General features: G+C 68.6%; 13 protein-coding genes. 8 read left to right on the forward strand and 5 right to left on the reverse strand.

Annotated features, from left to right (window positions below; genetic code table 11):
• Window positions 1-55: 55 nt before the first annotated feature.
• The 6 genes from N802_RS10695 to N802_RS10720 all read left to right on the forward strand — a co-directional run bounded on the left by N802_RS10695 (window position 56) and on the right by N802_RS10720 (window position 6,596).
• Entirely contained in the window at window positions 56-910 is an 855-nt protein-coding gene (locus N802_RS10695; protein ID WP_211254382.1) for an ABC transporter ATP-binding protein, read from the forward strand.
• On the forward strand, window positions 907-2,898 hold the full coding sequence (locus tag N802_RS10700; RefSeq protein WP_035915978.1) for an FtsX-like permease family protein: 1,992 nt from the start codon (window positions 907-909) through the stop codon (window positions 2,896-2,898). Before N802_RS10695 ends, N802_RS10700 begins: the two co-directional genes overlap by 4 nt.
• A gap of 64 nt (window positions 2,899-2,962) precedes the next feature.
• Entirely contained in the window at window positions 2,963-4,132 is a 1,170-nt protein-coding gene (locus tag N802_RS10705; RefSeq protein ID WP_035915982.1) for a sensor histidine kinase, read from the forward strand.
• Entirely contained in the window at window positions 4,129-4,779 is a 651-nt protein-coding gene (locus N802_RS10710) for a response regulator (protein WP_035915986.1), read from the forward strand. Before N802_RS10705 ends, N802_RS10710 begins: the two co-directional genes overlap by 4 nt.
• Window positions 4,780-4,902: 123 nt before the next feature.
• Complete coding sequence (locus tag N802_RS10715) at window positions 4,903-5,799, forward strand: ABC transporter ATP-binding protein (RefSeq protein WP_035915989.1); 897 nt, start codon at window positions 4,903-4,905, stop codon at window positions 5,797-5,799.
• Window positions 5,796-6,596, forward strand: coding sequence for an ABC transporter permease (locus N802_RS10720; RefSeq protein ID WP_035915991.1), 801 nt, complete (start codon window positions 5,796-5,798; stop codon window positions 6,594-6,596). Before N802_RS10715 ends, N802_RS10720 begins: the two co-directional genes overlap by 4 nt.
• Window positions 6,597-6,668: 72 nt before the next feature.
• Here N802_RS10720 and N802_RS10725 read toward each other — a convergent pair whose 3' ends face one another.
• Window positions 6,669-7,079 carry a hypothetical protein gene (locus N802_RS10725; protein ID WP_035915993.1) on the reverse strand — a complete coding sequence of 137 codons (411 nt, stop codon included), beginning with the start codon at window positions 7,077-7,079 and terminating at the stop codon, window positions 6,669-6,671.
• The gene (locus N802_RS10730; RefSeq protein WP_035915995.1) at window positions 7,079-7,576 is read right to left on the reverse strand and encodes a mycothiol transferase; all 498 of its coding nucleotides are present in this window, start codon (window positions 7,574-7,576) and stop codon (window positions 7,079-7,081) included. The genes N802_RS10725 and N802_RS10730 overlap by 1 nt, the downstream gene beginning before the upstream one ends.
• A gap of 89 nt (window positions 7,577-7,665) precedes the next feature.
• Here N802_RS10730 and N802_RS10735 point away from each other — a divergent pair, with 89 nt between their 5' ends.
• Entirely contained in the window at window positions 7,666-9,177 is a 1,512-nt protein-coding gene (locus tag N802_RS10735) for a long-chain-fatty-acid--CoA ligase (protein WP_035915997.1), read from the forward strand.
• Window positions 9,178-9,245: 68 nt separating this feature from the next.
• On the opposite strand, the gene N802_RS10740 is transcribed toward N802_RS10735, so the two are convergent.
• The 3 genes from N802_RS10740 to N802_RS10750 are packed head-to-tail and all read right to left on the reverse strand — an operon-like array spanning window position 9,246 to window position 11,895.
• A complete protein-coding gene (locus tag N802_RS10740; RefSeq protein ID WP_052109814.1) occupies window positions 9,246-10,256 on the reverse strand; it encodes a DMT family transporter in 1,011 nt (336 codons plus the stop codon).
• Window positions 10,256-11,257, reverse strand: a complete 1,002-nt coding sequence (locus N802_RS10745) for a uroporphyrinogen decarboxylase/cobalamine-independent methonine synthase family protein (protein ID WP_035915999.1) — start codon at window positions 11,255-11,257, stop codon at window positions 10,256-10,258. Before N802_RS10745 ends, N802_RS10740 begins: the two co-directional genes overlap by 1 nt.
• Window positions 11,254-11,895 carry a pyridoxamine 5'-phosphate oxidase family protein gene (locus N802_RS10750; protein ID WP_035916001.1) on the reverse strand — a complete coding sequence of 214 codons (642 nt, stop codon included), beginning with the start codon at window positions 11,893-11,895 and terminating at the stop codon, window positions 11,254-11,256. Before N802_RS10750 ends, N802_RS10745 begins: the two co-directional genes overlap by 4 nt.
• A 77-nt stretch (window positions 11,896-11,972) precedes the next feature.
• On the opposite strand from N802_RS10750, the gene pdxR reads away from it, so the two are divergent.
• Window positions 11,973-13,391, forward strand: coding sequence for a MocR-like pyridoxine biosynthesis transcription factor PdxR (gene pdxR / locus N802_RS10755; protein WP_035916004.1), 1,419 nt, complete (start codon window positions 11,973-11,975; stop codon window positions 13,389-13,391).
• The last annotated feature ends 19 nt before the right edge of the window (window positions 13,392-13,410 follow it).

Here is a 13,410-nt window from a genome sequence, read left to right on the forward strand (position 1 = left end):
CATACCGAGTATGTGTCACAGTTCTTCCCACTGCTCGTTCAAGCCAGGGGGCTCGATGACGGATCCATATCGCGACGCCATGACACCGCACCAGGTGTCGGTCGCCGACTTCCTCGCCTCGTTCGGCGGTGACGTCGACGCGGCCATCGCGGCCCTGCGAGCGCACCATCCCGCGCCGGCGCCGGCGCCCATCCCGCGACGGCCGCGACGGGAGCGGTCGGGGGACCACATCATCACCGTCACCGACCTGCACAAGACCTATCGGATGGGGCGGCAGAAAGTCGCCGCCCTGGGCGGGGTGTCCCTCGAGATCGACCGAGGAGAGTTCGTCGCCCTCACGGGGGCCAGTGGCAGCGGCAAGAGCACGTTGCTGCAGCTCATTGGCGGCCTCGACAAGCCCAGCGGCGGGACCGTCATGGTCGACGGGGTCAACATCGGCAAGCTCAGTGACGCCAAGCTGTCGCGGTTCCGCAACCGGACGATCGGCTTCGTCTTCCAGTTCTTCTACCTGCAGCCGTTCCTGCGGCTGACGACCAACACCGAGGTGCCGGGCATGTTTGCCCGAACGCCCCGCAAGGAGCGCCGCGCACACGCGGGCGACCTCATCGAAGCGGTGGGCCTCGCGGACCGCTCGAAGCACTTGCCCCGCGAGATGTCCGGAGGCCAGATGCAGCGCGCCGCCATCGCTCGCGCCCTGCTCAATCGGCCGCCCCTGCTGCTCGCGGACGAGCCGACCGGCAACCTCGACAGCGCCACCGGCGCCTCGATCATCGAGCTCTTCGAGCGAATTCGTGACGAGTTCGGGACCACCATCGTCATCGTCACCCACGATGACGACCTCGCCCGGCGGGCAGACCGCACGATCCGGCTCAGCGATGGCCGCATCGTCCCCGAGGGCGTGGTCGCATGATCGGCTTCCGCGACTCGATCACGTTGGCGCGAACCAAAGTCCGCTCGAAGCGCATCCGGCTCCTCGTCACGACCATCGTCTCGGGGCTGCTCTTCGGCATCATCGGTGGCGGAGTCCTGCTCTTCTACGGAACCTCCGCCAGTGTCGACCGCTTCGCCGACCAGAACCTCGGCGGCCGCTACCTCGTGCAGGCCACGCCCGTCATCCCGTCCGAGCAGCTCTACCCCTTCCCCGAGGACCCCAAACTCGTGAAGGAAATGGCAGCAGCGCACACGGCATACCTTGCTGAGCGCAAGGCCGCCGCGAAGAAGTACGGCATCGACGACTACGACGAGAAGAGCGAGACTCCGGCGGTCGTGGACAACCCCTACGGCGACCCGAGCATCCCCGCCTCCGAGCGGAAGATGGTCAACCAGGAGTCGGTCGTGTGGAAGCGCCGCATGGTCGAGGTGGTGGCGAACGCCCAGAAGAACTCGAAGAGCACCCCCGAGGCGTTCACGGCTGCCGCCCGTGGCGCCGGCGCCACGGACACCTACAGCCCCAAGCACCTGCAGACCTTGGGGCTGAAGTACCTCAAGGACGGGCGGGAGGACCTCACCAAGACCGCTGACACGACGGCGGTGAGCGACGGGTCGGTGCCCGAAGAGGCCATGGACTCGAGCATCGCCTCATCCAGCTTCACGATCATGGACGACGACCTCGTCCGCGCGTTCATCGCCGAGCCCAATGCGGCTCGGGCCACCCCCAAGGGCATCCCGGTCCTCGTGCCTGTCGACGACGTCGTCACCACCTTGGGCAAGAGCCTCGACCTCTCAAAACGCCCGCGGGACAGTGCGGGCCAGATCGACTGGTATCGCGGAGTCCGCGACAAGGCCAATGGCGTGACCTTCACGGCCTGCTACCGCAACGACGCCGAGCACGCACGGATCGATGAGGCGCGACAGCAGGCCGCCGATGCCGCTGCCAACGCGAAGACGCCTGGCTGGGTCAAGCCCGCGCGCACCCTCCAACTGCCCAAGACACCCTGCGGTGAGGTCACGGTCGCGTCCGACCGCCGCACCGAACGTGAGAAGAGGGCCGATGCCAATCGCGCGGCCTTCGACGCCGAGGTCTCGCCAACCGTCGAACCTCGCGCCGAACTCCTCACGTTCCAGATCGTCGGCGTCCTCCCGACGCAGCAGTCCGGTGGCAGCACCTTGGACGCCGTGATCTCCGGGATCGTCGGCACGAACTACGGCTACGGGTCCCTCATCCCCGCAGACCTGCTGGCCGCCGTTCCGGCGCAGCTTCGGCATGCCGACCTGCTCCAGACGCCTCCCCCGCAGACCCCCGAGCAGCTCATGATGTTCGGGCCCATGGGCCCGGAGGCTGCCCACATCGCGTCGTTCCCCACGGTCGAGGGAGCCAAGGCGTTCATCCAGTCCCAGGCCTGCCCGGGCAGCTCGAGCGGTTTCGGCGGCGACTTCTACACCGAGTGCGGCAAGCCCTTCTCCGTGGGCACGTACGGCACGAGCTACCTCGTCGTGGACGACATCGCACGCGAGGCACGTCCGTTCCTCATCGGCATCCTCGGGGTGCTCTTCGGAGTGGCCACGATCATCATCTGGGCCATGATGGGCCGCGTCATCGCCGACTCCCGCCGCGAGACGGCCGTCTTCCGCGCGATCGGTGCCAAGCGCACCGACATCATCAAGGTCTATGTCCTGTACTCCATCTGGGTCGCGCTCAGGATCGCCCTGTTCGCTGGCTTGCTGGCGGCAGCAATCGTCGTCGCCATCGAGGTGCTGTTCACCCAGAGCGCGACTCGGGCCGCGCAACTCGCCTATGGCGTCTTCGACGGCGACGCGCGCTTCCACTTCCTCGGGGTGCCTGGGCCGGTGTTCTGGGCGATTCTGGCGGGGATCCTCCTGATGTCGCTCGTGGCGATCACCCCGCCGCTGCTGCGCAACATCCGCCGCAACCCCATCCGGGACATGCGCGACGAGTGACCCAGCTGCGTCCTCCTACTTTGGATGGACGCAGCTGCGGTGACCGGAGTCGTACCGTGAAAGCGTGAGCCGAGCCACGGCCTTCCTCGCGAGACACGGCCTCGACCTGCTGGTCGTGGTCATCGCCGTGGTGACCGCGGTGTGGACCGTGGTTCGTGACGACCTCGAGCACCCAAGCGGGCCCCGGTTCGTGCTCGGCCTCGTCGGAATCACGGCGGCGGTACTGGGGCTGCTGGCCCGGGGGCGCTTCCCCTTCGCGGCGCCGGCATCGCTCTGGCTGGGGTGCACCGCGCTCTCCTTCCTCGACGGACAACTGATCGTCAACGGAGCCGGCATCCTCGTCGCTGGCATGGGCGCCGCAGTCCTGCTCGGGTCTCAGCGCAAGGTGTGGCTCTCCCGCCTGGGATTGGTGATCGTCCTGGCGGGGGCCGTGACCGTGGTGCGCAACGGACCCGGTTCCACCACCGACGACCTGATCTCCGTCCCTGTCACGTTCGGGATCGGGTGGCTCGTCGGGTGGGCCTTGCGCGAACGCACCGAACGAACCGAAGCCGCCGAGGAACGTGCCGTCCGCGCGGAGCGGGAACGGGAGGCTGCGGCGCGGGTGGCCGTCGCCGAGGAACGCGGCCGGATCGCACGCGAGTTGCACGACATCGTCGCGCACAGCCTGAGCGTGATCATGCTGCAGGTCGGAGCCGTTCGGCACCGGATGCCAGACAGCGCCGAGGCAGACCGGGAGGCGCTCAAGAATGTCGAGGAGGCGGGCCGGACGGCACTGATGGAGATGCGCCGCCTGCTCAACGCGATGAGGGAGGACGGCGACCCGGCGGAGCTGATGCCCCATCCCGGACTGGCCGACGTGAATCGCCTGGTGCACGACGTCGAAGCAGCCGGTCTGGCAGTGCGGCTTCGGATCGTCGGCGAGCCGTCTGCGTTGCCACCGGGCCTCGACCTTTCGGCGTACCGCATCCTGCAGGAAGGTCTCACCAACAGCCTCAGGCACTCAGGGTCCGGCGCGGCAGACGTCACCGTGGACTACGGCGACGACGAGCTTCGTCTGGAGGTCCTCGACTCGGGCGCCGGAGAGACGGTTTCGGGTGACGTACGAGGACACGGTCTCGTCGGCATCCGGGAGCGGGTCAAGCTCTTCGGCGGTGAGATGACGGCCGGACCAGCCCCGGGCGGCGGGTTCCTCGTCCGGGCACGGCTCCCGTTGGGCGGCGATCCGCCATGACCATCCGGGTGCTCGTCGTCGACGACCAGTCCATGGTGCGCGCAGGCTTTCGGCTGCTGCTCGCCGACGAGACCGACATCGACGTCGTCGCCGAGGCGGGCAACGGTCGTGAGGCGATCGCCCAGGCAGCGCGCTTCCACCCGGACGTCATCCTGATGGACATCCGCATGCCCGAACTCGACGGGCTCGAGGCCACCCGCCGCATTCTGGGGACCGACACGACCGCCCGCATCCTGATCCTCACGACCTTCGACCTCGACGACTACGTGTTCGAGGCGCTGCGCGCCGGGGCCAGCGGCTTCGTCCTCAAGGACGACCCTCCCGAGCAACTGCTCGCCGCCGTTCGCACCGTCGCGGCCGGCGAGGCCCTGCTCTCACCTGCCGTCACCACGCGGGTCATCCGGCACTTCACCAGCGCCCGCCACCAGGCACCTCCGGCGGGGTTCTCCGAGCTCACCGCTCGCGAGGTCGAGGTGTTCGAGCTCATCGCGCGCGGGCTGTCCAACGCCGAGATCGGCGAGGAGCTGTTCATCAGCGACACCACCGTGAAGACCCACGTCACGCGGCTGCTCCAGAAGCTCAGCCTGCGGGATCGAGCCCAGGCGATCGTGCTCGCCTACCAGAGCGGACTGTTCGAGCAGTCCTGAGTCACACCCGAGGACGACTCCCCCTCCTGCTTTTGTCGCACCACGGACACGACGTCTCGACGACGCGCCCGGGCGGCGACGTCCCTAGCGTCGATGGCATCCCTTCCAGAAAGGAATCAGCACATGATCACCATCGACAACCTGTCGAAGAAGTACCGCTCCACCGTCGCCGTCGACCACGTCAGCTTCACCGCCAAGGAGGGCCGAGTCACCGGCTTCCTGGGCCCGAACGGAGCCGGCAAGTCGACTTCCATGCGGATGATGGTCGGCCTCACCAAGCCCACGACGGGGACGGCGACGATCGCCGGACGCCGGTTCGCGGACCTCCCCAACCCCGGTCTCGAAGTGGGGGTCATGCTGGACGCCTCAGCCCAGCACGCCGGCCGCACGGGCCGGGAGATCCTCACCATCGCCCAGCAGACGATGGGCGTGCCGGCCCGGCGCGTCGACGAGATGCTCGACCTCGTCAGCCTGACCGCGACCGAGGCCGAGCGCCGGGTCGGCAACTACTCACTCGGAATGCGCCAGCGCCTCGGGATCGCCACCGCCCTCATCGGGAACCCGGGCGTCCTCATCCTCGACGAACCTGCCAACGGGCTCGACCCCGCAGGCATCCGCTGGATGCGAGACCTCCTCCGCGACTTCGCGGACCGGGGCGGGACGGTTCTGCTGTCCTCGCACCTGCTCAGCGAGGTCGAGATCATCGCCGACGACATCGTGATGATCGGCGCCGGCCGGATCGTCGCCGAGGGCTCCAAGGCCGACCTGCTCCGCGGTGTCGGCAGCCTCGTCGGAACCGCGGACCTCGGCGCGTTGCGGCGGGCGCTCCACGCCGCGGGACATGACACGTCGGTGTCCACGGACGGCACCGTCAGCACCGACGCCGAACCCGCCGTGGTCGGGCAACTCGCCTTGGCTGCGGGCGTGCCTCTCACTCACCTGCGCACGGCCGAGGGCGGCCTCGAGGACAGGTTCCTCGAGCTCACCGCAGACACAGCACGAGAAAGGACAGCAGCATGACCGCCACCGCACTCACCCACGTTCGCGAGGAGCATCAGGCACGACTCGCACCGGTCCCACTGGCCCGCGTCGTGCGGGTCGAACTGCGCAAGATGTTCAACACCCGCTCAGGGTTCTGGCTGATGGCCAGCATGGTGATTCTGGGCGTGCTCGCCACCATCGCGACGGTCCTCTTCGCGCCCGACGAGCAACTCACTCACAACACCTTCGCCAAGGCGATCGGCTTCCCGATGACCATCCTGCTCCCGATCATCGCAATCCTGTCGATCACCGGAGAGTGGAGTCAGCGCACCGGGCTCACCACGTTCACGCTGGTCCCGCACCGGCGGCGCGTGATCCTGGCCAAGACGATCTCCTCGGTGATAGTGGGCATCGCCGCGATGCTGGTCGCGCTCGTCGTGGGAGTGCTCGGCAATGTCGCCGGCACGGCCATCGCCGGCACCGATCTCGTCTGGGACGTCTCGGTTGCGGAGTTCGGCACCATCATCATCGGCAGCCTGCTGTGCCTGCTGACCGGAACGATGCTGGGCCTGCTTTTCCGGAGCACGCCCGTCGCACTGGTGACCTACTTCGTGATCACCCTGGTGCTCCCGACGATCTTCGGGATCCTGGCCAGCAACGCACCGGACTTCGCGGATGTCCGCCCCTGGGTCGACGCCGAGCTCGCCCGGTCGTTCCTCTTCGAAGGACCACCGGTCGGCGAACAGTGGGCACAGGTCGCCACCACCGCGGGCCTGTGGCTCGCCCTCCCGGCACTGCTCGGCCTGCGGTTCGTCATGAGGTCTGAGGTGAAGTAGTCACCACACCACAACGACCCGGCCGGGACGTCGCACTCGCGAGTCCCGGCCGGTGTCGTCTGTGCGCATGCATCACGACCTGGGGCGCGGCGGCATGAAGTCCGCCGGGTCGTAGGCCAGTGGGTCGTCGGACGACCGATCTGCCGCCGACGACGGCTCTTCAGCCCCGACCGCCTCTGGGCCGTTGCTGCGCCCTGCGAGGAGCGCCGCAATCACGAAGCCCCACGCAATCAGGGTCAGGAACACGAGGGCCGACGACACGGACCCGACCAGAGTCCCGAGCCCCTGAGCACTCTGGTCGGTCGAGGTGAACACCACAGCATTCAGGGCCATCTGAGCGACCCCGCACACGGCCCAGAGACCGAAGCCGACGAGGGCCCACGTGCGCCAGCGCCCCCGGCCCGGATGGCGCAGGACGAGTGCAAGTCCGACCGCGCCTGGGGCCACTTGCAACACGATGCCGTAGAGCCAGAACCAGCCCATCAGAGATCTCGTCCGTCGGCGTGGGCCTCCGAGGCAAGGACGGCGTCGCGCGTGATCTCGAGGTGGCCGAGGTGCTGGGCCAGCTCCTCATAGACGTGCACGAGGACGGCACCCTGCGTCGCGTATGCCGTCCGCCCACCTTCCGTGGGCGGGTTCACCGGCGCTGCGGCCAGATCTGCGGCTCGCGCGTCCTCGTGGAAGCGAGTCCGCGCCATGTCCAGGAGGGCCAACGCCTCGTCGACCGTCCCGGTCGCCGTGAATTCGGCGTCGCGGTCACGCGGGACGACGATGCCTCGGTTGACGGTCCTCCCCCACCGGCCCATGACACCGACGATGTGCGCCACGAGGGCGAAGGCCGAGTTCGACCCCTCAATCGCGGTCCCGTTGGAATCGGTGAGCGACGCGTTGACGTGAGCGTCGCCCAACTGACGGACGCACACGGCATACCCGTTCAAGGCCTTGTCGCAGAAGGCGAGGTACTCGTCGATCGTGATCACCAGGTGAGTCTTTCAGGCGCACACCTCGCCAAGAGGCGATACCCGGGTCACAATGACCGCGACCCCGCCAGGCAAAGGAGCCAGTCACCATGGGCAGCGCAGAGTCCAACCTCGCATCGAACCTCGTCCGCACCGCATCGGCCATGCCGGAGAAGCCGGCGCTCAAGATCAACGGACAGGACCTGAGCTATCAGCAACTGCACGGGATGGGCGCGAAGCTCGCGGGAGCGCTGCGCGCCAACGGGATCGAGCCCGGCGACCGCGTCGCGCTGATCCTTCCCAACGTTCCGGCGTTCCCCGTGGCGTTCTTCGGGACGCTCCTCGCCGGTGGCGTCGTCGTCCCGATGAACCCCCTGCTGAAGTCCGGCGAGATCGACTTCTTCTTCACCAACTCCGGGGCCAAGGTCGCGTTCGTGTGGCCGGACTTCGTCGAGGAGGCGACGAAGGGTGCCGAGAACTCGGGCACGCGCATCGTCGAGTGCGGTCCGCTTGGGCCGGTCGAGGGCTCCTTCGAAGGCGGCGAGCCGATCAGTGAGCCGACCGAACGCGATGGCGACGACACCGCGATCATCCTCTACACGTCAGGCACGACGGGCCGCCCGAAGGGCGCCGAGCTGACCCACGACAACGTCAACCTCAACGCGAAGCGCTGCGCCGAGGTCATCCAGGAACTCACGTCTGACGACGTCATCATGGGCTGCCTGCCCCTCTTCCACGTCTTCGGCCTCGTGGTCGGACTCAACGCCGCTGTGCGGGTGGGCGCCTCGCTGGCGCTCATCCCTCGCTTCGACCCGGCCGCAGCCATCAAGGTCATCGGCGACGAAAAGGTCACAGTGATGCAGGGCGTGCCGACGATGTATGCCGCGATCCTCAACCACCCCGATGCCGACTCACTCGATGCGTCGTCCCTGCGCACGTGCGCCTCTGGCGGGTCGGCCATGCCGCTCGAGGTGATGAAGGCGTTCGAGGAGAAGTTCGGCTGCGTCATCCTCGAGGGCTACGGCCTGTCCGAGACGTCGCCCGTCGCGTCGTTCAACATGCCAGACCGCGAGCGCAAGCCCGGCACGATCGGGCTTGCCATCCCCGGCTGCGAGATGAAGGTCATCGACGTCGACGGCAACGAGGTCCCCCACGGCGAGGTCGGCGAGATCGCGATCCGCGGCGACAACATCATGAAGGGCTACTGGGCCAACCCCGAGGCGACTGCTGAGGCGATCCCCGACGGGTGGTTCCGGTCCGGAGACATGGCCACCCAGGACGACGAGGGCTACTTCACGATCGTCGATCGCAAGAAGGACATGATCCTGCGAGGCGGCATGAACGTCTATCCGCGCGAGGTCGAGGAGGTCATCTACCAGCACCCGGACGTCCTCGAAGTGGCCGTCGTGGCCGTGCCCGACGATCTGCTCGGCGAACAGGTCGGGGCCGGAGTGGCTCTGCGGCCCGGCGCGACCGCGAGCGCCGACGACATCATCGAATTCACCAAGGAGCGGATCGCGGCGTACAAGTACCCACGGCAGGTGTGGTTCCTCGACGAACTCCCCAAGGGTCCGACGGGCAAGATCCTGCGGCGCGAGGTCAAGGCGCCAGCGGAGTCCTGATCCGGGCTCCCGGCCAGTCGAAGTAGTACGAAACGCCGATCCGCAGGCTGCGGGGTCGGCGTTTCGTACTATCTCGACCCGGTCGGGGTCAGTTCGGCCGCGCCCGCAGGTGTGGCCACCCGCCGGGCCGGGGCGTTGATGACCGCCGCGGCGCCGAGGACGATGACGAAGCCCACGAGTTGCCAGACGCCCAGGGACTCACCGAGGACGAGAACGCCGAGCAGCACCGACACGATGGGGATCAGATAGGTCAGCGTCGAGCCGACGATCGGACCCGCACCACGGATCACGTCGAAGTTGAGGATGTAGGCCGCGCCGGTGCCGATGATCCCGAGCGCGAGGATGCAGAGGAGCGGCAGCCACGGCCAACCTCCGCCAGCACTGCCCGCCTCGATCCCTGACGTGCCGAGCCGCGCCTGGTCGTAGGCCCAGATGGACGAGATGCCGCGCGGCTGCAGCAGCCCCCACACGAGCGTCACGGGGATCATCAGGATGGTGCCCATGAGCAAGGTCGCAGCAGGCTGGCTCAGTCCGCCGAGGTCGGCGCTGGCCAGGAAGCGCCGGTTGTAGGTCCAGCCCAGGCCATAACAGGCACCACCGAGCACCGCCATGCCGAAGCCGAGCAGGTCGGGGCGACCTGCCGACCAGGGCTGCATGATCGTCACGACCCCCAGGAAGCCGATGACCACCGCGACGACCTTGGGGCGAGTCGTGCGTGCCCCGGGCAGGAAGGCGATCGTCGCGAGCACCGTGGCGATCGGGGTCGTCGAGTTGCCGATGCCGGCGAGGGCCGAGCTGACCCTGGTCTCCGAGAGGGCGAAGAGCGTGAAGGGCAGTGTGCCGAGGAGCAAGCCGGTCACGATGAGGTGGCCCCAGACCCAGTGCTCGCGTGGCAACGAACCACCACGGATCCAGAGCAGGACGAGGATCGTCGCTGCGCCCGTCACCAGACGCAGAGCAGAGATCTGGACCGCCGAAAGCGACTCGAGGCCGACCTTCATGAGCAGGAAGCTGGACCCCCAGATGAGGACGAGGGCGAGGTACTTCGCCTGCCAGGGGACCCGCGGTGCCGGTGACATCAGCCCTGCTCCTTGTCGGTGAGTTCTCGGGCGGTGTCCACCGCCACACGGTGAACGGCGACGGCCCCCCGGGGTGTGAGTCCCGGGACGCCACATGCCGGTGTCACCGTGACGTCGGCGAGCAACGACACCGGCAGCCCGACGCGACCGAACCCGTCCGCGACCCGTGAGACGGCCGCGCGGACGGCGTCTGCCGACGAGGTGGCTTCGGTCGTCGGGACCACTCCGGCCCACAGCCGGGTTCCGGACTCGACCGCGGCCGCAATCGCCTCCCACCGCTGCGGTGAGGCGTCGGTCAGGTCGAGCGAGAGAGCTGTGACTCCCGTGCCGGCGAGGAGTTCGACGGGCGCCGCGGGGTGGCACGCGTGCAGGACGACATCACCATCGTGCGAGTCACGAACTTCTTGTATGCCGCGTGCGACCTCCGCGCGGTCGACCGCGCGGACGCGACCGTAGCCCGAGGCCGTGGGGAGTTCGCCGCGCAGGACGGACACGACGGAGGGCTCGTCAATCTGGAGGGTGACCGTGGCACTCGGCACAAGGCGTCGCACCTCGGCGACGTGCTGACGGACGCCCTCGGCGAGCGACCCGACGAGGTCCCGGCGGGCTCCCTCGTCGGTGACCGACCGCTCGCCCCGGTTGAGCTCGATCGACGCGGCGAGCGTCCACGGCCCGGCCACCTGGATCTTGAGCGGGCCGGCATACCCGTCGTAGGCCTCTGCGAGCTCGTCGAGGTCCTGGCGCCAGAACGACCGGGCCCGAGCGAGGTCTCGGCCGGGGCGGTCGGTGAACCGCCAGCCCGACGGTTGGAGGTCGACGGCAAGGTCGGCCAGCAGCGCCGCCGATCGGCCGATCATGTCGGATCCCGGCCCGCGAGAAGGGGTTTCGGGAAGGTAGGGCATGCCCAGTCCGTCCGCGTCGACGAGAAGGTCTCGCACGGTGACGACTGCTTCTCGTGCCGACTCGCCTGGCCAAGAGCCCACTCCGGATGCGTATGTCACGCCAGAACTCTCGCACCGGCGAAGTCGAGCACGGAACGGGGCACCTCTTCGGCGGTGGAGGTGGGTGCTGGGGCGGGGTCGAGCGCCACGGTCCGCAGCTCGACGACGCCGTGCCACGCGTCGGTGTGCTCGTCGGGTGGGCTCGCCGTCCCGGAACGGGTCTTGACGAGGAACTCGCCGTCGACGATGGGCATGGCCATGACGAGGGTCTTCGCCTGTTCCTGCCGGGTCATGGGGCGGACCTCCGCGTTCCGTCCGGGCAGGATCCGTTCGGAGAGGGCATCCAGTGCCTCCGCTCGCTCCCGATCGGGAAGCGGAGTGAGCGTGCCATGCACGACCGCTGAGCGATAGTTGGCGGACGAGTCGAACGTCGTGTGTCCGACGACGAGGGCGTCGACGGCGATCACGGCAAGTGCCGCCGGCGCACCTGCGGCGACGTGGCGCAGCGCCCCGGCACCGGTCGATCCGTGGAGCAGGATCCGGTCGCCCTGACGTGCGAAGAGCATCGGCACCACCCACGGCTTGCCGTCGACGACGGTGCTGAGCGTGCCGGCGAGGACATCGTCGAGGAGGGCGTCGAGCGCAGCACGTTCGGTGCTGCCGCGCTCACGGAGTCGGTTCAGGGCGAGCTGGGGCATGGCTCCATGATCGTCGCAAAGTGGATCACCCATGAGAACCACTATCGACAGACACACAGGACCAGTATTCTGGGGACGTGCCTCGCGCTCCCCGCTCGGTCAGCCTGCCACTCACTCTCGACGGCGGCGACCGACCGCTGCGTCACCGGATCGCGGATGCCGTCGTGGCCGAGTTGCGTGAGGGTCGACTCCGACCCGGGGATCCACTCCCTTCGACGCGAGTGCTCGCCACGGAACTGAAGGTGTCCCGCGGACCGGTCGTCGCGGCATACGACGAATTGGCTTCGGCTGGATTCATCGAGACGCGTCCGGGTTCGGGGGCGGAGATCGCGACGGGCGCGGATCGTGCCGCCCGCGCCGGGGCCCTGTCGTCCGTGGAGCCCATGGAGCCCTGCCCCACCGCGCCCATTCGACCTCCGCGTCACGAAGTCCGGTTCGACCTGCGTCCCGGCCGACCGGACGTCGGCTTCCTCGACCAGGCGGCGTGGCGGCGGGCGTGGCGACACGCAGCCTCCCTCGTCCCGACGAACGACATGGACCAGGCCCCACGGCACAGTCGCTTGCGACAGGTGCTCGCGGACCACATCCGGCGCAGTCGCGGCATCGCCGTCGATCAGGACGACCTCCTCGTCACACCCGGTGTCAGCGCAACCTTGCAGGCGCTTCCGTCCGCCCTCAACCTCGCCGGTCGCACCGTGGCTCTCGAGGACCCGGGCTACGTCGAAGCGTGGACTGCCTTCTCCGACAACGGGGTTCGCACGCGCTCAGTGCCCGTGGACGACGACGGGCTGGACGCGGGCCAACTCCGGCCCACGGACGCCGCGGTCTATGTCACGCCTTCGCACCAGTACCCTCTCGGCGCCCGAATGCCGGTCGTCCGCCGGACGGCCATGCTCGACTGGGCGCAGGAGTCCGGGGGCCTCATCATCGAGGACGACTACGACGGCGAGTTCCGCTACGACGTCTCCCCGTTGCCGGCGCTGCGCTCACTCGAGGGTGCCGATGACCACGTGCTCTACATGGGCACGGCCTCCAAGATCCTTGTCCCCACGCTGCGCGTCTCCTGGGTCGCTCCCCCGCGACATCTGCGCGATCAGGTGCGCCTCGAACTCGAGCGCCGCAACCTCGTCGTCAACGAGATGACCGGCGAGGCACTCGCCGAGTTCATCGCCAACGGGTCCCTGGCCGCTCACCATGCGCGCGCTGCGCGGACGTATGCCGGTCGGCGGGCTCGGCTGGTGACCGCCCTCGCGCGTCACCTCCCCCACCACGGCCTCAGCGGCGTTGACGCCGGACTGCACCTCGTCCTGATGCTGCCCGACGACGTCGACGACCACGAGGTCGCGACCTCACTCCTGCGTCACGGCGTCGCGGTGAACCCGTTGTCGGCCTATGCCGTGGAGTCGGACCGTCGCGGACTGGTCATCGGCTATGCCGGCCTCCCCGAGTCGCGCGCAGAAGTCGCGGTGCGCGCCCTCGCCGCGGGGCTCGACTGAGATTGGCCCCGGTCGGCCC

It is taken from the genome of Knoellia sinensis KCTC 19936, from assembly GCF_000768705.1.
Taxonomy (GTDB): domain Bacteria; phylum Actinomycetota; class Actinomycetes; order Actinomycetales; family Dermatophilaceae; genus Knoellia; species Knoellia sinensis.